Origin of the sequence: Brevundimonas goettingensis (genome assembly GCF_017487405.1) — a bacterium.
Classification (GTDB): Bacteria; Pseudomonadota; Alphaproteobacteria; order Caulobacterales; family Caulobacteraceae; genus Brevundimonas; species Brevundimonas goettingensis.
In genome coordinates, this window is record NZ_CP062222.1 from 3,514,140 (window position 1) to 3,533,135 (window position 18,996).

Sequence of the window (18,996 nt, forward strand, 5' to 3'; positions counted from 1 at the left end):
CGGAATGCAACCCCGCGTGGTTTACGTCGCGCGTTTCGCCTCGATGACGTCCCACATCAGCGCCGTGGCGTCGATGCCGGTGAACCGCTTCAGCTGCTGCGCGCCGGTGGGGGAGGTGACGTTGATCTCGGTCAGATATTCGCCGATCACATCGATGCCGACGAAGATCAGACCCCGTTCCTTCAGCGTCGGGCCGATGGCGGCGCAGAGCTCCAGATCGCGCGGGGTCAGCTCGACCGGCATGGCCGTGCCGCCGACATGCAGGTTGGAGCGCACCGCGCCCTCGGCGGGCACCCGGTTGATGGCCCCGACGGGCTCGCCGTCGATCAGCAGGATGCGCTTGTCGCCCTTGCTGACGGCGGGGATAAATTTCTGGATCACCAGCGGATCGCGTGACCCGGCGGCGTGGATCTCGATCAGGGCGTCGAGGTTGGGGTCGTCGGCGCGCAGCTTGACCACGCCCGAGCCGCCGTTGCCGTGCAGGGGCTTGAGCACCACGTCACCGTGCTTCTTGTGGAATTCGGTCAGGGCCACGGGATCGGAGGAGATCAGGGTCGGGGGCTGCAGGCCGGGGAAGGCCGTGACCATCAGCTTCTCTGGCGCCGAACGCACCTCGGCCGGGTCGTTGACGACCAGGGTCTTCGGATGGACCGTCTCCAGCATATAGGTGGCGGTGACATAGGCCATGTCGAACGGCGGGTCCTGACGCATCAGGACGACGTCGATGTCATCGGCCAGATCCAGCTTGACCCAGTCGCCGAAGGTCACATGGCTGCCCGCGACATGCTGCAGGGCCACCGGTCGGGCGCGGCAATAGAGGCGACCTTCCTCCAGCGCCAGGGTGCGAAAGTCGTAAACCCAGATCGCGTGCCCCCGGTCCTGGGCCGTCATCATCATCAGCCAGGTCGTGTCGACCTCGATATCGACCCCTTCGACGGGGTCCATCTGGACGGCGACCTTGAGCATGCTGGAGACCTTGCGCGGCTGGAAGCTTGGGTAATGGGCGGGGAGGCCCGCAGGCGCAAGGGCGGACCCCTAGTTCAGCCGCATCCTCAGCCGCTCGAAACTGGCGGGCTGGATAATGACTTCCTGTCCGCCCACGGTGCGGGCGCGGTGCAGGGCGTCCAGCGCGCCGTTCAGGGCGCCCTGTTTCTCGCGCGCCGAGGCGACGTCCAGCCAGGGGCGGTGGTCTTCGGGGTCGAGCAGGGCGCGGCGCATGGCCGAGCGTTCGGCGCCCTGATAGTCCTCGGCCTTGATGGCGCGGCTGAACAGGACGTTCTGCAGACGGATCAGGGCCTGACGGTCCGTGACGGGGGCCATCAGCAGGTCCAGCCGGTCGGCGATATGCGGCGTCAGCCCAGCCCTGAGCGCCCGACGGCTGAGCTCGGACGGCAGGACGATGCGGCCCTGGCTGAACGGATCCAGCGCCACCGGACCGGCCGGGGTCTCGACCCGCAGCAGGAAGTGGTTGGGAAAGTCGACGCCCTGCGCCACCAGCCCGGCGCGCTTGGCGGCGTCGAGGTAGAAGACAGCCAGGGCCGCCGACAGGCCGCGCCGGCGCTCGGCGACGTCGATGACATCGGTATTGGCCGGGTCGTCATAGTGGAGCAGGTCGCCGTTCAGCCTCAGGTCGGCGGCCATGGTCTCGGCCAGGGCGTCGTCGGGGCTCTCGCGGTCCATCCGCTCGCCCAGCCGCTCGGCGGCGTTGCGGGCCAGGGTGCGCACGGGATCGGGGTCGCGGAACGGATAGTCGTGGATGGCGCAGGCGATCGCGGCTTCCAGCAGGGGGAAGTCGTCGTCGTCGGCCCGACCGGCCTCGACCAGGATCGCTTCCGCTTCCTCGCGCGTCACTCTGACTCCCCAACCTGATTTCCGCGGGAATTTCAGTACCCGGGAAAACTTATGGCCGAAACATGGCGCGGAAATCGTCCGGGAGCCAGCGCCACCATATCGATTCTCAATTCATGTCCGGCCAAGCTGGGTCGTCCGTGCAACACTGCCTTGCCCGCCGCGACCAGCCGCTGATGCTGTTCGGGGGTCAGGGCGGTCAGGGCGGCCTCCATGGTGGCACGCCGTTTGACCTCGACCACGGCCAGCACCCGACCTCGCCGGGCGAGGATGTCGATCTCCCCGCCGCGCCCCTTCAGCCGGAAGCCGAGGATCTGATAGCCCTTGAGCATCAGCCAGGCCGCCGCCGTCCATTCGGAGGCGTGCCCCTGCCGAAACGCCTTGCCGCCCAGCGCCTGCCGCCACGCCGCCTTGGGGCGGGCGGCCTGTTTTGGCGCCTTGAGCCGGGTGGGCGGCTTCATCCCTTGCCCTGAAGCTCCAGCGCGCGGCGGTAGAGGGCCTTGCGCGGCAGGTCGAGCGCCTGGGCCACCTCGGAGGCGGCCTCGCCGGTCGGCAGCCGGGCCAAGGCCTCGATCAGGGCGGCGTCGGCATCGGCGGCCGAGGCCACCTCGACCGCGCCGGGTCCGATGACGATGACGATCTCCCCCTTTGGCGCATCGCAGCGCGGATCGGCGGCCAGTTCGGACAGGCTCCCTCGGATCGCCTCCTCATAGAGTTTGGTCAGTTCGCGGGTGACGGCGGCGGGTCGGTCGCCCAGCACCTCGGCCATGTCGGCGAGGCTGGCGGCCAGACGCGGCCCGCTCTCGAAGAAGACGAGGGTCTGGCGGCCCTGTTTCAGCTCGGCCAGCATCGTCTTCCGCGCCCCGGACTTGGGCGGCAGGAAGCCGGCGAACAGGAACCGGTCGGACGGCTGGCCGGCGATGCACAGGGCCGCCAGCAGGCTGGAAGCGCCCGGGATCGGATGCACAGGCAGGTCGGCTGCGATGAAGGCGCGGGCCACCACGAAGCCGGGGTCCGAGATGACCGGGGTCCCGGCGTCGGACACCAGAGCCACAACCTGGCCTTCCCGCACCCGCTCGATGGCGATCTCGGCGGCGCGGGCCGAGGCGTGGTCGTCGCAGCGCTCCAGCCTGGCCTTCAGCCCGTAGGCGGACAGCAACTTCGCGGTGACCCGCGTGTCCTCGGCCAGCACCAGATCGGCGGCGGCCAGCACGTCCAGCGCCCTCAGGGTGATGTCGCGCAGGTTCCCGATCGGCGTCGCCACCAGATAGAGGCCGGGCGAGACGAGACGCGACGGCGGGGCGGTCGGCGGGAAGGGCGCGGGTTCAGTCATGGCGCGGGACCCTGCCAGCGAGAGGTTTCGATAACAATCCTCCCCCGCGCGGGGGGGGGGGATCATGTCAGAAGGGCCTTGAGCACCGCGTCGAGGATCGGGCGGCCCGTGTCGGTGGCGATCACCCGGGCGTCGCGGATCTGGAGGAAGCCATCGGCGGTCAGATCCGTCACGCGGTCCGTGATCCCCAGGGTGTCGAACAGCGACGCCTCCGCCCCCTCGACCGTGCGCAGACCCAGCAGAATCCGCTCCTCGGCGGCGCCTTCGGCGTCCAGCGCCTCGCGTTCGGCCCAGGGCGAGGCCCCCTCGACCCCGGCCACATAATCCCAGATCCGGCGGTGGGCGACTGTGGCGGTGCGAACGCCCTCCAGCGTCAGCCGCCCGTGGCCGCCGGGACCGAGGCCCAGATAGTCGCCGCCGCGCCAGACATGGATGTTGTGCGCCGACCGGGCCGCGACGCCGCGCGCATGGTTGGACACCTCATAGGCTTCGAAGCCTGAGGCCCCGAGCACCTCCTGCGTGGTTTCATAGAGGGCGGCGGACTGGTCCTCGTCCGGCGGTGTCCAGTCGCCGCGCGCGAAGGCCCGGCCGAAGGCGGTCGTGGGCTCGACGGTCAGCTGATAGGGGGAGACGTGCTCGAACCCGAGATCGACGGCGGTGGTCAGTTCGGCGGTCCAGTCGGCGACCGACTGGTCGGGCCGGGCGTAGATCAGGTCGATCGACAGCCGGTCGAAGGCCTTGCCGGCCAGCCCGATGGCCCGGCGCGCCTCGCCCGCCGAATGGTTGCGGCCGAGGAACTTCAGGGCGGCGTCGTCCAGCGACTGAACCCCCAGCGACAGCCGGTTGATCCCCGCCTCGGCCAGGGCGGCGAAATGGGCGGCCTCGGCGTCGGTCGGATTGGCCTCCAGCGTGATCTCGACCGGGTGGGAGGCGGGGAAGCGGGCGTGGATCGCCTCCACCACCGACGCCACGGCCTCGGGCGGCATCAGGGACGGCGTGCCGCCGCCGAAGAAGATCGAGGCCAGACGTCGGGTCCCCAGAAGGTCCGCCTGGGCCTCCAGATCGGTCAGGATCGCCGCCACCAGCCCGGCCTGCTCCTCCGTCCTCCCCCGGTCGCGGACGACGTTGAAGTCGCAATAGGGGCAGATACGGGCGCAATAGGGCCAGTGGACATAGACGGCGACGTCCGAACCGGGGTCCAGAGAGTCAGTCAATCAGGGCGGCCTTGAACTTGGCGAAAGCGCGGGCGCGGTGGCTCATGGCGTCCTTGGCCGCCGGCTCCATCTCGCCGAAGGTCTGATCGAAGCCCTCGGGGATGAAGATGGGGTCATAGCCGAAGCCGCGCGTGCCCCGGGGCGGGAAGGTCAGTTCGCCGTGCACTTCGCCCTCGACGACCACACAGGGTCCATCGGGCCAGGCCACCGCCAGGGCCGAGGTGAACCAGGCGCGCCGGTCGGTCGACCCGATCTCCTCGAGCCGCTCTTCCACCTTCCGCATGGCCAGGGCGAAATCCTTGCTCGGACCGGCCCAGCGGGCGGAAAAAATGCTTGGCGCCCCGTCCAGCGCCAGAACGGACAGTCCCGAGTCGTCGGCCAGCGAAACCTCGCCCGACAGCCGGGCCGCGTGCCGGGCCTTGAGCATGGCGTTGCCGCCAAAAGTGGTCTCGGTCTCGTCCGGCTCGGGCAGATTCAGCTCTCCCGCCGTGACAATCTCGTAATTTCCATCCAGCAGGGCCGCGATTTCGGGCACCTTGCCGGGGTTGTGAGTGGCCGCTACGAGCCGCATCCCTTTGATAAGCTTGAGTTTCATCGCTCTTCACGTACCCCGTTACAATCCATTGCCAAAGTTTAATATCGTTAAACGATATGTAACGTGACCTTCCCTGTAGCAAGGCCTATCTATGTTCTCACGAACGGGGGCTGCACCGTTCCAGAGATTGACGGAAACGCACAATCTTTACCTCGCAGTCATAACCGAGAGGGCAATAAACGACCCCCTCAATCAGGAGAACCACGATGAACACGATGAACGCTTCGCTTTTCATGGACAAGGTCGGCAATGTGCTGGTCAACGCCGCCCTGCTCGCCGCCCTGCCGACCGCTCTGGTCGCCATCCTCGTCCAGGCCTTCTGAGACCGTCTACCGCGCTTTGCACCTCGATCGGTGCAGGGATTTGACCATGGGGGTCAGCGATGACCCCCGGTTCACGGTAAAGACGTCCTGTGAGGCTTTGACGAGACCCATGAAGATCGCGATGAATAAGACCGCGACGGGGTTCGCCGGACCCCGCGCGGCATTCGCCTCCTTCCCTCCGGCCTGAGCGACACGGCCGATGCGTCTTCCGACCCTCGAGAATCTGAAAGGTCGGCTTCCCGCGAAGGGCTTCAGGCCCCGGTTCGCCCTCCCTCTTCTTCGCGGCCCCCTGCGGACCCTCGGTCCCGGCTCGGTCGCCAGTCTTCTGAAGATCGCCCTCGACGTGGCCTATGTGCTGCTGATGCTGCTGACCGCCGGCCTGCTCATCGCCTTCGTCGCCGCCATCTTCATCCCCATCTCCAACTACAACGTCACCGTCACCGCCCATGACGGCGGGCTGCAACAGCCCCTGACCCAGCCGCTGCTGCTGTTCGGCCTCGGGGCCCTGACGGCCTGGGTCGGTGGTTTCCTGCTGATCCTGCGCAACCTGCGCCTCATCTTCCGCACCCTGACCGCGGGCGATCCCTTCCGGCCCGAGAATGTGCGCCGGCTGCGCGCCATCGGCCTGACCCTGGCCACGGTGACGGCGGGCGTCTGGGTCGCCCAGGGCATGGTCGCCGCCGGCCTCGTGCCCGGACAGATGGACCCGCAGGGGTTCGGTGAGCTATTGACCCCCATCTTCTCCGTCCTGGTCGTCTTCGTCCTCGCCGAGGTGTTCCGCGAGGGCGCCCGTCTGCGACGCGAGAGCGAACTGACGATCTGATGACGCTGCCCGCTCAACATTCCTCTGGCGCTCAAGTAGAGAGCCGCCGCGCGGCGAACGATAGCGCCCCCCGAGATCAATAATGGCCATCCGCATTCAGCTCGACCGCATCCTGCTCGAACGGCGCATGTCGTTGACCGAGCTCGCCGACCGCGTGGGCGTGACCCTGGCCAATCTTTCGATTCTCAAGACCGGCAAGGCGCGGGCGATCCGCTTCACGACCCTGGACGCCCTGTGCCGCGAGCTGAACTGCCAGCCCGGCGATCTGCTGGTGCATGAGCCGGGGCCGCAGGAGATGGGCTCCGACGGCGATAGCGACGACTGACCGGTGGCCAAGGGGCCTCCCGAAAAGCCTGCAGCGGACAAGGCTTCAGGGGATCTGACGTCCGAGGACCGCCGCATCTGGGCCCGGGTCTCGGGCTCGGTCACCCCGCCCAGGGCGCGCAAGGCCGCCCTCGTCATTCCCGGCGGTCCGCTCCCCGCCGATCCGCCCGCCAGCCTCGCCACGGCGACCACCCCGGCCAAACGCCCCGTCGCCGGCAAACCGACCGCAAAGCCCCCAGGCAAACCCGCCTCCGTTCCGCCCGTCGCCTCCCACGCCCCCCGCGGCGCGCCCGAGGAGCTGGAGCCCCGCCGTCAGCGCCGCCTGTCGCGCGAACGCGATCCGATCGAGGACCGCATCGACCTGCACGGCTTTGGCCGGTTCGAGGCCGAGGACCAGCTGCGGGCCTTCCTCATGGGCTGTCAGGCGCGCGGGCTGAAGTCGGTGCTGGTCATCACGGGCCAGGGCCGGCGCGGCGGCGGGATCATCCGCGCCTCGGTCCACGAATGGCTGCAGTCGCCGGGCTTGCGCCCCATTGTCTCCGGCTTCGCCTCGGCTCACCGTCGTCATGGTGGAGACGGCGCGATCTACGTCACGCTCAGGAAGAGCTGACACAGCAAAAGGGCCGGAGCATCGCTGCTCCGGCCCTTCCTTGTTCAGGCTCTCGCCCGTCTTACCAGATGTGAACCCGGTCGGCCGGGGTCAGATAGTATTTGGCGTCGGGCTGGACGTTGAAGGCCTCGTACCAGGCGTCCGAGTTGCGCAGCGGGCCGATGACGCGGAACATCGCCGGGCTGTGCGGGTCGGTGGCGACCTGCTGCTTGGCGGCTTCGTCGCGCATCTTCGACTGCCACACCTGGGCCCAGCCGTAGAAGAAGCGCTGGTCGCCGGTGGTGCCGTCCAGAACCGGGGCGGCCTGGCCGTTGAGCGAGATGTGATAGGCCTCCAGACCCACGGCCACGCCCGAGGCGTCGCCGATGTTCTCGCCCATCGTGAGCCCGCCCTGGACATGGTAGCCGGGCAGGGGTTCGAAGGCGTCGTACTGGGCGCCCAGACGCGTGGTCAGGGCCTGGAAATTCGCCTTGTCGGCCGGGGTCCACCAGTCGCGCAGCACGCCGTTGCCGTCGGATTTGGAGCCTTGGTCATCGAAGCCGTGGCCGATCTCGTGACCGATCACGCCGCCGATGCCGCCGTAGTTGACGGCCGGGTCCGCGTCCGGATCGAAGAAGGGCGGCTGCAGGATGGCGGCCGGGAAGACGATCTCGTTGTTCGACGAGTTGTAGTAGGCGTTCACCGTCTGGGGCGTCATGCCCCATTCGGCCTTGTCGACGGGCTTGTTCAGGCGGGCCAGCTGGTAGTTCCACTGGAAGATGCCGGTGCGTTCGGCGTTGCCGAACAGATCGTCCGGACGGATTTCCAGGCCCGAATAGTCACGCCACTTGTTCGGATAGCCGATCTTGACGGTGATCTTCGACAGCTTCTCCTGGGCCGCCGCCTTGGTCTCGGCGCCCATCCAGGTCAGGTTGGCGATCCTGTCGGACAGGGCCGAACGGATGTTGGAGACCAGCTGCTCCATCTTGGCCTTGGACTCGGCCGGGAAATATTCGGCGACGTACAGACGGCCCGCGGCCTCGCCCAGGGAGCCCTCGGCGAAGGAGATGCCGCGCTTCTCGCGGCTGCGCTGTTCGGGCTGGCCCGACAGGTCGCGCGAACGGAACTCCCACTGGGCGTCGGCGAAGCGCCTGGACAGGCGCGGCGCGGCGTCGTCTGCGGTGTGGAAGGCTTCCCACGCCTGCAGCAGCTCGACCGGGGTCTGGGCGAAGATGGCCGCGATCTTGGGCATGGCCGTGTTCTGCGACACGATCAGGCGCGGCGCCGTACCCAGCTGGGCGGCGTCGAAATAGGCCTGCCAGGGGAAGCCCGGGGCCTCTTCGGCCAGTTTGGCGATGGTGTATTCGTTATAGGTCTTGTCGCGGTTGCGGTTCTCGATCGGCGTCCAGTGGGTCTCGGCGATCGAGGTTTCCAGGGCGACGATGGCGGCCGCGTTCTCGGCGGGCTTGTCCCAGCCGATCATGGTCAGCATGCGCTCGACATAGGCCTGGTATTTGACCTTCTTGTCGGCGTAGCGCGGGTCCAGATAGTAGTCGCGGTTCGGCAGGCCGATGCCGCCCTGGCCGGCGGCGACGACGTAGCGGTCGGGCTGCTTGGCGTCGATGGTGATGCCGGTGCGGAAGAGGGAGCTGCCGAGGCGGCCCTGGGTGCCGCCCATCAGGACGGCCATCTTGTCACGGTTGTCGGCAGCGCGGATGGCGGCCAGATAGGGTTGCAGCGGCTGGGCGTCGAGCGCCTCGATGCGGGCCTCGTCCATATAGGCGCGGTAGGCGTCGGCGATCTTGGCCTCGTCGGTGCCCGGCGTCAGGTCGGTGCGGGCCGCCAGACCCAGGACCAGTTCCTTCATCCGGTTGTCCGACAGTTCGCGCAGCAGGGCGAACGAGCCGTAGGAGGTGCGGTCCGACGGGATGACCAGCGACTTCAGCGCGGTGCCGTTGGCGTATTCCATGAAGTTGTCGCCCGGATTCACCGTGGTGTCGCGGCCGGCGAGATCGAAGCCCCAGGTCCCGTACTTGGGCGCCACCGTGCCCTGATAGCCCGAGCCGGTCGGACCCGACTGGAACAGGGCGACCGTGGCGCAGCTGTCGTCGAGGCACTCATGTTCGTCGCCCTGGGCGCTGAACAGGCCGGCGTCGACGGTCTGGGCGAAGGACGCGGCGGGCACGAGCAGGGCGCCGAGTGCGGCGCCGAGGAGAAGCTTCTTCATGTAGGAAATCAGTCCTGAAAGATCGGCGATTTTCGTCGAAATGAGCGGCGGATGAGGCCATGCGCGGCCGAAGCCAATATGGCGGTTCGGCGGCGAACCTACGCCGGACAGGGGGGGTGTCGCCTTAAAAAAGATTCATGAATCTCAGCGACGGGATGGCGCCGGACCCGCGTTGAGACAAGATTGTCCCCGCAGCGAATTGGAGGACGAATGGCGGGACACGGCGGCGGCGGCGAATACAAGGATCTGGTCGTCTTCCTGGCGGCGGCGGGCGTGGTGGTGCCCCTGTTCAGCCGGCTGAGGATCAGTCCGGTGCTGGGCTTCCTCGCCGCGGGCGTGGTCCTCGGTCCCCACGGCCTCGGCCAGCTGACTGCCGCCCTGCCCTGGCTGTCCTGGTTCACCATCAGCGATCCGGCCCAGATCGCCCAGCTCAGCGAGCTCGGCGTCGCCTTCCTTCTCTTTATGATCGGGCTGGAGCTGTCGTGGGAGCGGCTCAAGGCGATGCGCCGCCTCGTCTTCGGCTTCGGCCTGCTTCAGGTGCTGGTCTGCGCCCTGGTGCTGGGCGGCGGCTTCCTGGTTCTGGGCCAGTCCCTGGCCGCCGCCGCCGTGCTCGGCATGGCGCTGGCCCTGTCCTCGACCGCGGTGGTGATGCCGGTCATGGCCGAGAACGGGCGACTGAAGGGGGCCACCGGCCGGTCGACCTTCGCGGTCCTGCTGGCCCAGGACCTGGCCGTGGCGCCGATCCTGATCACCGCCTCGTTTCTCGCCGCCGCCGCCCATCCCGGCGGCCTGCTGCAGCCGGACCAGATCGGCCGCACCCTGTTCACCCTGGCCCCCGCCGCCCTCGGCCTCGCCCTGATCGTGGTTCTGGGCCGGGTCGTGCTCCGGCCTCTGTTCCGCTCGGTCACCCGTATCCGCAAACGGTCCCACGGGGGTCAGGAGCTGTTCGTCGCCCTGTGTCTGCTGGTCGTGGTCGGGACGGGGGTCGCGGCCCAGGCCGCCGGCCTTTCGATGAGCATCGGCGCCCTGATCGCCGGCCTGCTGATCGCAGAGACCGAGTACCGGCGCGAGGTCGAGATCAATATCGAGCCGTTCAAGGGCCTGCTGCTCGGCGTCTTCTTTGTCGGCGTCGGCATCGGGCTGGACCTCAATGTCCTAGCCGCCGATCCGGTCTTCGTCTTCAGCCTGGCCCTTGCCATTACGGCCATCAAGGCGATCGCCATCTACGGCCTGGCCCGCCTCTGGAAGCTGGGCGCCCGCACGGCCATCGAAACCGCCCTGGTTCTGGGCCCGGCGGGGGAGTTCGCCTTCGTGGTCCTGAACACCGCCATGAACGAGGGTCTGGCCCCGCCCGCCTTCACCCAGGCCGTGCTGGTCTCCGCCACCCTGTCGATGTTCACCGTGCCCCTGATGGCCTGGCTGGGGCTGAAGCTGGCCCGCAGGCTGGAGCCGCGTGACAACGAGGCCCCCGTGGTCCCGGCCGAGGCCCTGAACCCGGTGGTGCGAGAGGGCGCCGTCCTGATCGTCGGCTTCGGCCGGGTCGGGCGGCTGGTCGGCGAGATGCTGGCCGAACACAAGGTGCCCTTCATCGCCGTGGACGCCGATCCGGCCGCCGTCAGCGAGGCCCGACGCGAAGGTTTCGACATCTACTACGGCGACGCCGGCCGGGCCGAGATGCTGACCGCCTGCGGCATCGACACCGCCCGGGCCCTGGTCGTGACCATGGATGCGCCGTCCAAGGTGGACGAGGTGGTGATCGCCGCCCGGGCCCTGCGCGACGACATGACCCTGATCGCCCGGGCCCGCGACGACCGTCACGCCGCCCGCCTCTACGGCCTCGGCGTCACCGACGCTGTGCCCGAGACCACCGAGGCCAGTTTGCAGCTTGCCGAGAACACCCTGGTCGACGTCGGCGTGCCCATGGGGCTGGTCCTGGCCTCTATCCACGAAAAGCGCGACGTTTTCCGCGCGGTGTTTCAGGCGGCGATTCCGGAAGAGCGGCGCGGTCGGGCGACCCGGGCCCTGCGCGGTTCTAGCGTTCGGAAACCGCTGGAAAATAAAGCGTGACCGTTCGCGACGGAATGTCGACATAACGCCGTTTATCCGGGGTGAGGCTTCCCCGACGCCACGCGGCGCGGAACGGCGCCGTTAATATTTGGACCCCATTTTCGTCATCGTTCCGTGATGAAGACCCCCGTTCTCGGGGTAGCGTCTTTTGGAGACCGGTGATTTTCGCCTTCAGGCGGCGCCGGAATTCGCAGTCGCCCCCATCTCCCCATCGTCCCCGGCGGTTCCCCCGTCGTCGGGTTTGAGTAAAGCATCTCCATGTCCCAAACCGCCGCGATCGCCGACGCCCCTTCCCCCGATGACGTCGCCGGATCCGAAGCTCCCCGTATGAACCGCCGTCAGGCCGCCAAGGTGCGCACCCGTCAGAAGGTGCTGGACGCCGCTCGCGGCCTCTTTGCCGAGCGGGGCTATGAGCCCGCCACCATCCGCGACATCGCCAAGGGCGCGGGCATGTCCACGGGCGCCGTCTTCGCCAACTTCCAGGACAAGGCCGAGCTGTTCGAAGCCGTCCTGACCGAAGACATGACCAAACTGGCCGACACTGTGAAGGCCGGCGCCGGCGAGGGTTCGGTCAAGGCCCGTCTGGCCGCCGCCCTGACCGCCGGCTACCACGGCTCGCTGGACCAGCTGCCGCTGTTCCAGGCCATCGTCGCCCGTTCGTGGTTCCAGCCGCTGGCCGCCGAGACGCGCGCCCGCGCCGTGACCAAGCAACTGCTGGCCGTCATCACCCAGATTTTGCGTGACGGCGTCGGCAAGGGCGAGTTGTCGCAGGACGCCGACGTGCCGCTGCTGACCGACCTGCTGTGGGACGCCTATCTGTCGAACTACCGCCGCGCGGCCTACGACAGCTGGACCGAAGAGCAACTGTCGGCCCACGTCGCCAAACAGATCGACGTCATCCTCGCGGGCGCCCTGACGCGCTAGGGGGACAGGTCTCCTCCCCGTGCGCAGCATGGGGAGGTGGCTCCGAGTTCTTCGCGAGGAGACGGAGGGGGCGACCGGGCGCTGCCAGTGAGCGCGTCACCGGTTCCTCACCTGAATCATCGCGTCGCCCCCTCCGTCTCGTCGGCTATCGCCTCCGATCCACCTCCCCATTCGCCCAGCGGCGAACGGGGAGGATCAGCTCTTCCACCTCAGCACCCCGGCCTTGACCGGGTTGACGAAGCCGCGTCCCTCCACGCGGCTTTTCGTCCATTCGCGCTTGAGCTGCTGGTACCATTTCGCCTGTTTGTCGGCGTCGTCGATCCAGATCAGGGCCGGGTCGTAGCGCAGCCCCTCGTTCTGCAGGTTCACCATACCGCCGTCCTGTTTCAGGAAGGCGACGACACCCATCCTCAGGAAGGGCTTGGCGATGTTGAACACCCAGTGGTCGGACCAGAAAATCTGGGTGATCCGGGTCTTCGTCTCCGTCACCGGCGTCAGACAGGTCAGGGCCAGGACCTGCTTCTCACCCACCTGGATATGCTCCCAGCGGTAGCCGGGCAGGCGGAAACTAATCTCGGTCGCGGGGGCGCCGCCGAGGATCTTGTAGGCCCGGCTGTTCGACGACGGGGCGTGACGGACCATGGCGAAACCGAACTCGCGCGGCTCGAAGGCCTTGGCCTTCTCATGCATCGAATGCTCGGACCGCCACCACCACTGCTGATGCACGAAGGGCCCGTGGGCGGGGTCCATCAGGCCGACGACGGCGTGGTCGATATGGCTGTCGAAATCCATCCACTCGACCAGTTTCGCCTCGCCGCCGACGACGCCGGGGAAGACCGGCGGCGCGTGGTCGGGGGCCTCTTCCGAGCGCGGATCGGACCGCATGAAGACGAAGACCAGTCCCTGGCTCTCGACCACCGGATAGGACCGGACGCGAATGCGGTTCGCCTCGAAGGCCTGCTCCTCGACCAGGGACGGAATAGCGGCGCAGACCCCGTCGGGCCGGAAGCGCCAGCCGTGATAGGGGCATTCGATGGTCTCGCCCTCGCCGGGCTTGTCGACCATCCGCCCGGCCGACAGCGGCGCGGCCCGGTGCGGACAGATGTCGCGCATGCCATAGACGGCGCCCGCATTGGTCCGGCCGATCAGGACCGGCTCGCCCATGATCTCGTATCGCTTCAGCGATCCCTTCGCGACGTCGCGCGACAGGGCCACGAAATACCAGGCGTCCAGCACGAACCCCTTGCCGAACGCCGTCGGCGGGGCCTTGGCTTCAGGCGCGTTGGAAGAGACGGGAGCGGAGTCGGCGGAGGGCATCCGGCCATTCTAGGCGTCCGCGCCCGCGACGTCATCACGCAGGAATTTTTCAACCACCCCGCTTCCGCCCGCATCCATTCGACCCCACTGTGACGACAAGCGGATGAGAAGGCGGGCGCACGGCCTGCTCAAAACGCCTTGGAGGGAAACCCGGATGAATACCCAGCTGTTGACCGGACTGGTCGCCGCCGTCGGACTGATGATCAATTTCGGCGCGGTGGGCCTTGCCGCTGCGCAGGATGGTCACACCGGACACACCGAACATCACCGCCACGCCGACTTCGCCTCGGACCGGCTGCATGTGCGCATCGACGGCGAAGGCGGCCGCGACATCATCCTGATCCCGGGGCTTAGCTCCTCGCCCGAGGTCTGGGACGGCACGGTCGAACATCTGGGTTCCGGCTGGCGCGTTCACCGCATCCATATCCAGGGCTTCGCCGGGGCGCCGGTCGAGGGCAACGGGACGGGTCCGGTCGCGGCCCCGGTCGCCGAGGAGATCGCCCGCTACATCACCGAGAACCATCTGGACCATCCGGTGGTGGTCGGCCATTCCATGGGCGGGACCATCGGCCTGATGCTGGCCGCGCGCCATCCTGATCTGGTCGGCAAGCTGATGGTCGTCGACATGACGCCCTTCATGGGGGCGATGTTCGGCCCTCCGGGAGCCACGGCAGAGAGCATCGCCGCGACCGCCGACATGATCGGCAACGGCATGGCCTCGGCCTCGCCGGAGCAGTACCAGCAACAGGCCGCCGCCGCCGTCACCGGCATGATCAATACGGAATCGAAGCGCGCCGGGCCGCTGCAGGATACGGCGACCAGCGACCAGCAGGTCTCGGCCCATGCGTTCCGCGAGCTGATCGCCACCGACCTGCGTCCCGAACTGCCGAAGATCACCGCCCCGACCGAGGTCCTCTACGCCAAGTTCAACGACCCGCGCATGACGCCCGAGCTGACCGACGGCATCTACCGCGCCTCCTTCGCCAACCTGTCCGGTGCGAAACTGGTGCGCATCGACGACAGCGCCCACTTCATCATGCTGGACCAGCCCGAGGCCTTCTATTCGGCGCTGGACGCCTTCGTCGCCCAGTAAGGCGAAGATGACCCATCCCTCGGCCTCCCGCATCGTCGGCCTCTATTCCGACAAGGCCGAGGGCTGGATCGCCGACCGGGGGCCGAGGCTGGTCGCCGGCGAACCGCGGGGCCTGTCCGAGATCGACTGGTTCGAGCGGTTCATGACCGCCCTGCCGCCGGGCGGAACCGTGCTGGATGTCGGCTCGGGTTCGGGTTGGCCGGTGGCGGCGGCCCTGATCGAACGCGGCTTCCGGGTCACGGGGGTGGAGCCTTCTCCGGGCCTGCGGGCCCATGCGGCGGAGACTCTGCCGGCGGGCGAATGGCTGGACGGCGACATGCGGACCCTCGACCTCGGGGACCGCCGCTTCGACGGTCTTCTGGCCTGGCACAGCCTGTTCCACCTCAGCCCCGCCGACCAGAGGATCGCCCTGCCGCGCATCCTGTCCCACGCCGCTGACGCCTGCGTCTTCATGACCTCCACCGGCCAGAAGGAGGGTGAGGTCATCGGCGAATGGCGTGGCGAACCCCTCTATCACGGCAGTCTCGCGGCCGAGGAATACCGTACGATCTTCGCCGCCCACGGCTTCACCCCCAACCCGATCGATCCCGCCGAGCAGGACGAATACGGAAACCGGTGGGTGGCGCGGCGGGGGTGAAGCGCGCCGCCTGCACCTTTCCTGCACCCCGGCCTCACCAATCCGTAACGCCCTCGCCCTGATTTCACCGGAAACAAGCCTCACGTTCCCCGTGACATCTTCACCGCCTGTTCACCACGCGGGCTGTTTTGATGAGCGACGTGTGGGATAGCGCCGGATCGGGTACAACCCCTTCCGCAGCGGGACTTTGAGGATATCGATGGCCGGTCCAGGTTTCGGGGGCAGACAGGGTGGCCACGGCGGTCGTCCCGGCGGTAACGGCGGCGGCGCCAAGCCGCAGCGCACCCGTCTGCAGCAGGTCCTCTACTGGGGCGGGGTCCTGGCCATCTGGGGCGTCATCTTCCTGGTGGTCTTCTTCGCCGTCTTCGCGCGCGGCCTGCCGGACACCTCCAGCCTCTACAATGTCTCGCGCCAGCCCTCGATCACCTATCTGGATCGCAACGGCGCCCTGATCGCCACGCGCGGGACGCAACAGGCGCCGCCGGCCGATCTCGACAGCCTGCCCGACTATGTCCCGGCCGCCTTCATCGCCATCGAGGACCGCCGCTTCTGGTGGCACCCGGGCTTCGACCCCATCGGCATGATGCGGGCCGCCGCGCGCAACATGCGCGCCGGTCGCGTCGTCCAGGGCGGCTCGACCCTGACCCAGCAGCTGGCCAAGAACCTGTTCCTGACCCCCGACCAGAACATGCGCCGCAAGGTGCAGGAGCTGATGCTGGCCGTCTGGCTTGAGCTGAAATTCTCCAAGAAGGAAATCCTCGCCCTCTATCTGAACCGGGTCTATTTCGGCGCCGGCGCCTATGGGATCGAGGCGGCTTCGCAACGCTATTTCGACAAGCCGGCCAAGGATCTGACGGTCGGCGAGGCCGCGCTTCTGGCCGGTCTGCTCAAGGCGCCGTCGCGCTATTCGCCGGTGTCGGAGCATGAGCGCGCCGCCACCCGCGCCACCGTCGTCCTGAACCAGATGGTCGACACCGGCGTCATCACCCCGGCCCAGCGCGAACAGGCGGTGCTCGAGCCCGTCCGCGTCTCGCGCACCCTGGCCAGCCAGCACGCCCAGTATTTCATCGACTGGCTCGACAAGCAGATCCGCGGCCTGGTCGGCGAACCGACCGAGGACATGGTGGTCGAGACCACCCTGGATCTGACTCTCCAGACCTCGGCCGAGCGCGCCGTGAACCGAATCCTGACCCGCGATGCGTCCAAGGGCGTGCAGCAGGCGGCTCTGGTGGCCCTGGACGGCGACGGCCGGGTCCGCGCCATGATCGGCGGCTCGTCCTATGCCGACAGCCAGTTCAACCGCGCCGTCGACGCCCAGCGTCAGGCCGGCTCCTCGTGGAAGCCCTTCGTCTATCTGGCGGCCATGGAGGCCGGCTACACGCCCCAGACCCCGGTGGTCGACGAGCCGATCACCATCGGGACCTGGTCGCCCAGGAACTATTCCGGGACCTTCGGCGGACCGACCACCATCGCCGACGCCGTGGCCCATTCGACCAATACGGTCGCCGCCTCGGTAGCCGACAAGATCGGTCGCGACAGCGTCTCGCGCGCCGCCCGCCGCCTGGGCATCACCAGCCGCATCAGCCTCGATCCGGCCATGGCGCTCGGCACTTCGGAGGTCTCGCCCATCGAGATGGCCCAGGCCTATGACGCCTTCGCCAATGGCGGCCGTCGGGTCCAGGCCTATGGCATCAGCCGCATCCGAACCCCCTCGGGCCGGGTCATCTACCAGCACTCGAACTCCGGCGCGATCGGCGGCCAGGCGATCAACAACCCGCCGCTCTACTATATGAACCAGCTGCTGCGCGGCGTGATGACCGGCGGGACCGGGGCTTCGGCCTCCATCGCCGGCCGCGATCTGGCGGGCAAGACCGGCACGACCTCGGACTACAAGGACGCCTGGTTCGTCGGCTATACCGGCGGCTTCGTCGCCGCCGTCTGGGTCGGCAAGGACGATGCGACCCCGATGCGCGGCGTCACCGGCGGCGGGTCTCCGGCCGCCATCTGGAAGGACTTCATGTCCGCTGCCCTGCCGCGCCTGAACGCCCCCGCCATCCCCAACGGCCCGCCCATGCCCGAGGGCTGGGTCCCGCCCGATCCGGTCGGCGATCTGATCGGTCAGGTCGAGGATCCCTATGGCGGCACGGTGGTGGCGCCAGTCGATCCCAACGCGGGCGAGCCCTACGATCCCGGACAGCCGCAGCCCGCGGCGCCGCGTGTCGAGGTTCGGCCCGCTCCGGCCCAGGCGCCCAAGCCGCGCCGTGAGGATCAGCCGCAGAAGCTCGAGACCCTGCCGCCCGAGAAGCGTTCGGACCCGCTGTTCTTCTGATCGTTCGCGATCAGCTGGCGCGCTTCTTCGCCTTCTTCTTGGTCAGCCGGTCGGCGACGGCCTCGGCGTGTTTGAGGGTGAAGTCGAGCGCCGCGGGCGAGCCGCGCCTCGGCCCGATGGTGTCGGCGACCAGGGCCCCGCGTTCGCCCAGCGGACGGGGCGCGCCGGTGGTGGTGTCGATCGCCGTCTGATGCTCGATCTCGGCGTTGACCTCGGCGCCCATCAGGATGATCTGCACCGAGAACCAGATCCACAGAAGGAAACCCATGAAGGCCGCCAGCGGGCCGTAGCTGTCCAGTCGCACGAAGGTCGACAGGTACCAGCTGAAGACGAAGGACACGATCACGCTCAGCACCGCCGCGAAGATTGCTCCCGGCGTCAGCCAGCGCCAGCGCGCCTTCTGCCGGCACGGTCCGAAGCGGTAGATCAGGGTCAGGGCGCCGGTATAGCCGACCAGCAGGACCGGCCAGCGCAACCAGGCAAAGACGCCGAAATTCTCCTGCAGGCCGAACACGGACAGCACGATCGGAGCCCCGACCACCAGACCCGCCGAGACCAGAACCGCCGTCAGACCCGACAGGGTGAAGGCCATGCAGATCAGGTTGTAGCGGACCAGATTGCGCTTCTCGACCTCATGATAGGCGACGTTCAGTCCGTAGAAGAGGGTCTTGATCCCGCCGTTGGCCGTCCACAGCGACAGCAACAGGGTCCAGACCAGGGTGAAGGTCAGTTGGCCGGAAGAGTTGGCGGCCAGCCGCTGCATCTCGCCGCCCAGAAACTGGGCCACGTTCGACGGCAGGATCGAATACAGGAACTGCAGCCGGCTCCAGGCGTCGGCCGGATCGGCGAACAGGCCGTACAAGGTCACGAAAGCCGCCAGCGTCGGAAACAGCGACAGCACGATGAAGAAGGTCACTCCGCCGGCGAAGAAGCCGACCCGATCGCCGAAATAGGCTGCCCCGACCCGCCACAGGATATCCATCCAGCCCTTGTGCGGAATGTGTTCGGGCCGGGTCGCCAGCCGCCCGCGACCCGGATCACGCACGTCATAATCCTCGGGCGTGGGCGTTTTCGGCGGTACGAGCTCTGGCCGCTTCGGCCTCAGCTCCAGCCCGTATTTATGGCCCTGGGTATAGAGCAGGTGCGCCGCCCCGGCGCCTGCAGCCAGACCCCCAAGTGTCGCGGCGGCGAACCGCCAGACGGACGCCTTGCTGGGGGCGCCTCTCCCGACCCGGGTCAGTTTGAAAGGGAGCTTGGAAGACGACATCGACGCCTCAACGGCCAAGCTGCAACGCCGTTCCCCCGGCTTATCCTCCTCTTGCCGCATCTTCGTTCGTCGGGCAGTGATCCCAT

Annotated in this window: 17 protein-coding genes; 8 read left to right on the top strand and 9 right to left on the bottom strand. The window is 68.1% G+C overall.

What is annotated here, in order from left to right; genetic code table 11:
* Positions 1-21 precede the first annotated feature (21 nt).
* The 6 genes from gshB to rdgB all read right to left on the bottom strand — a co-directional run bounded on the left by gshB (position 22) and on the right by rdgB (position 4,990).
* Entirely contained in the window at positions 22-966 is a 945-nt protein-coding gene (gshB, locus tag IFJ75_RS17275) for a glutathione synthase (RefSeq protein WP_207869819.1), read from the bottom strand.
* A gap of 69 nt (positions 967-1,035) precedes the next feature.
* Positions 1,036-1,851: a SirB1 family protein gene (locus tag IFJ75_RS17280; protein ID WP_207869821.1), complete on the bottom strand. Its 816-nt coding sequence runs from the start codon at positions 1,849-1,851 to the stop codon at positions 1,036-1,038.
* Between the two features lie 32 nt (positions 1,852-1,883).
* Positions 1,884-2,309 (bottom strand): YraN family protein, encoded by a 426-nt coding sequence (locus tag IFJ75_RS17285; protein ID WP_207869823.1) that lies wholly within the window; start codon positions 2,307-2,309, stop codon positions 1,884-1,886.
* Entirely contained in the window at positions 2,306-3,181 is an 876-nt protein-coding gene (gene rsmI, locus IFJ75_RS17290; RefSeq protein ID WP_207869825.1) for a 16S rRNA (cytidine(1402)-2'-O)-methyltransferase, read from the bottom strand. Before rsmI ends, IFJ75_RS17285 begins: the two co-directional genes overlap by 4 nt.
* 62 nt (positions 3,182-3,243) lie before the next feature.
* Entirely contained in the window at positions 3,244-4,395 is a 1,152-nt protein-coding gene (gene hemW / locus IFJ75_RS17295; protein ID WP_225896880.1) for a radical SAM family heme chaperone HemW, read from the bottom strand.
* Positions 4,388-4,990, bottom strand: a complete 603-nt coding sequence (rdgB, locus tag IFJ75_RS17300; RefSeq protein WP_207869827.1) for an RdgB/HAM1 family non-canonical purine NTP pyrophosphatase — start codon at positions 4,988-4,990, stop codon at positions 4,388-4,390. Before rdgB ends, hemW begins: the two co-directional genes overlap by 8 nt.
* 522 nt (positions 4,991-5,512) lie before the next feature.
* Between rdgB and IFJ75_RS17305 the strand changes: the two genes are divergently transcribed.
* The 3 genes from IFJ75_RS17305 (at position 5,513) to IFJ75_RS17315 (ending at position 7,070) form a co-directional block, all read left to right on the top strand.
* Positions 5,513-6,136 (top strand): DUF2975 domain-containing protein, encoded by a 624-nt coding sequence (locus IFJ75_RS17305; RefSeq protein WP_207869829.1) that lies wholly within the window; start codon positions 5,513-5,515, stop codon positions 6,134-6,136.
* 82 nt (positions 6,137-6,218) lie between these two features.
* Positions 6,219-6,461 carry a helix-turn-helix domain-containing protein gene (locus IFJ75_RS17310; protein WP_207869831.1) on the top strand — a complete coding sequence of 81 codons (243 nt, stop codon included), beginning with the start codon at positions 6,219-6,221 and terminating at the stop codon, positions 6,459-6,461.
* Between the two features lie 3 nt (positions 6,462-6,464).
* A complete protein-coding gene (locus IFJ75_RS17315) occupies positions 6,465-7,070 on the top strand; it encodes a Smr/MutS family protein (RefSeq protein ID WP_207869833.1) in 606 nt (201 codons plus the stop codon).
* 61 nt (positions 7,071-7,131) lie between these two features.
* Here IFJ75_RS17315 and IFJ75_RS17320 read toward each other — a convergent pair whose 3' ends face one another.
* Positions 7,132-9,276, bottom strand: coding sequence for a M13 family metallopeptidase (locus IFJ75_RS17320; RefSeq protein ID WP_207869835.1), 2,145 nt, complete (start codon positions 9,274-9,276; stop codon positions 7,132-7,134).
* A gap of 210 nt (positions 9,277-9,486) precedes the next feature.
* On the opposite strand from IFJ75_RS17320, the gene IFJ75_RS17325 reads away from it, so the two are divergent.
* Both IFJ75_RS17325 and IFJ75_RS17330 read left to right on the top strand, forming a co-directional pair.
* Positions 9,487-11,343 (top strand): cation:proton antiporter domain-containing protein, encoded by a 1,857-nt coding sequence (locus IFJ75_RS17325; RefSeq protein ID WP_207869837.1) that lies wholly within the window; start codon positions 9,487-9,489, stop codon positions 11,341-11,343.
* A 258-nt stretch (positions 11,344-11,601) separates the two neighbouring features.
* A complete protein-coding gene (locus IFJ75_RS17330; RefSeq protein WP_207869839.1) occupies positions 11,602-12,267 on the top strand; it encodes a TetR/AcrR family transcriptional regulator in 666 nt (221 codons plus the stop codon).
* A 195-nt stretch (positions 12,268-12,462) separates the two neighbouring features.
* Here the strand turns inward: IFJ75_RS17330 and IFJ75_RS17335 are convergent, their stop codons facing one another.
* Positions 12,463-13,584, bottom strand: a complete 1,122-nt coding sequence (locus IFJ75_RS17335) for an aromatic ring-hydroxylating oxygenase subunit alpha (protein ID WP_207869841.1) — start codon at positions 13,582-13,584, stop codon at positions 12,463-12,465.
* 154 nt (positions 13,585-13,738) lie between these two features.
* On the opposite strand from IFJ75_RS17335, the gene IFJ75_RS17340 reads away from it, so the two are divergent.
* The 3 genes from IFJ75_RS17340 (at position 13,739) to IFJ75_RS17350 (ending at position 17,643) form a co-directional block, all read left to right on the top strand.
* Positions 13,739-14,677: an alpha/beta fold hydrolase gene (locus IFJ75_RS17340; protein WP_225896881.1), complete on the top strand. Its 939-nt coding sequence runs from the start codon at positions 13,739-13,741 to the stop codon at positions 14,675-14,677.
* A gap of 7 nt (positions 14,678-14,684) precedes the next feature.
* Entirely contained in the window at positions 14,685-15,314 is a 630-nt protein-coding gene (locus tag IFJ75_RS17345) for a class I SAM-dependent methyltransferase (RefSeq protein ID WP_207869843.1), read from the top strand.
* Between the two features lie 199 nt (positions 15,315-15,513).
* Positions 15,514-17,643 carry a PBP1A family penicillin-binding protein gene (locus IFJ75_RS17350; RefSeq protein WP_207869845.1) on the top strand — a complete coding sequence of 710 codons (2,130 nt, stop codon included), beginning with the start codon at positions 15,514-15,516 and terminating at the stop codon, positions 17,641-17,643.
* Positions 17,644-17,653: 10 nt separating this feature from the next.
* On the opposite strand, the gene IFJ75_RS17355 is transcribed toward IFJ75_RS17350, so the two are convergent.
* Positions 17,654-18,910, bottom strand: coding sequence for a YihY/virulence factor BrkB family protein (locus IFJ75_RS17355; protein ID WP_207869847.1), 1,257 nt, complete (start codon positions 18,908-18,910; stop codon positions 17,654-17,656).
* Between the last annotated feature and the right edge of the window lie 86 nt (positions 18,911-18,996).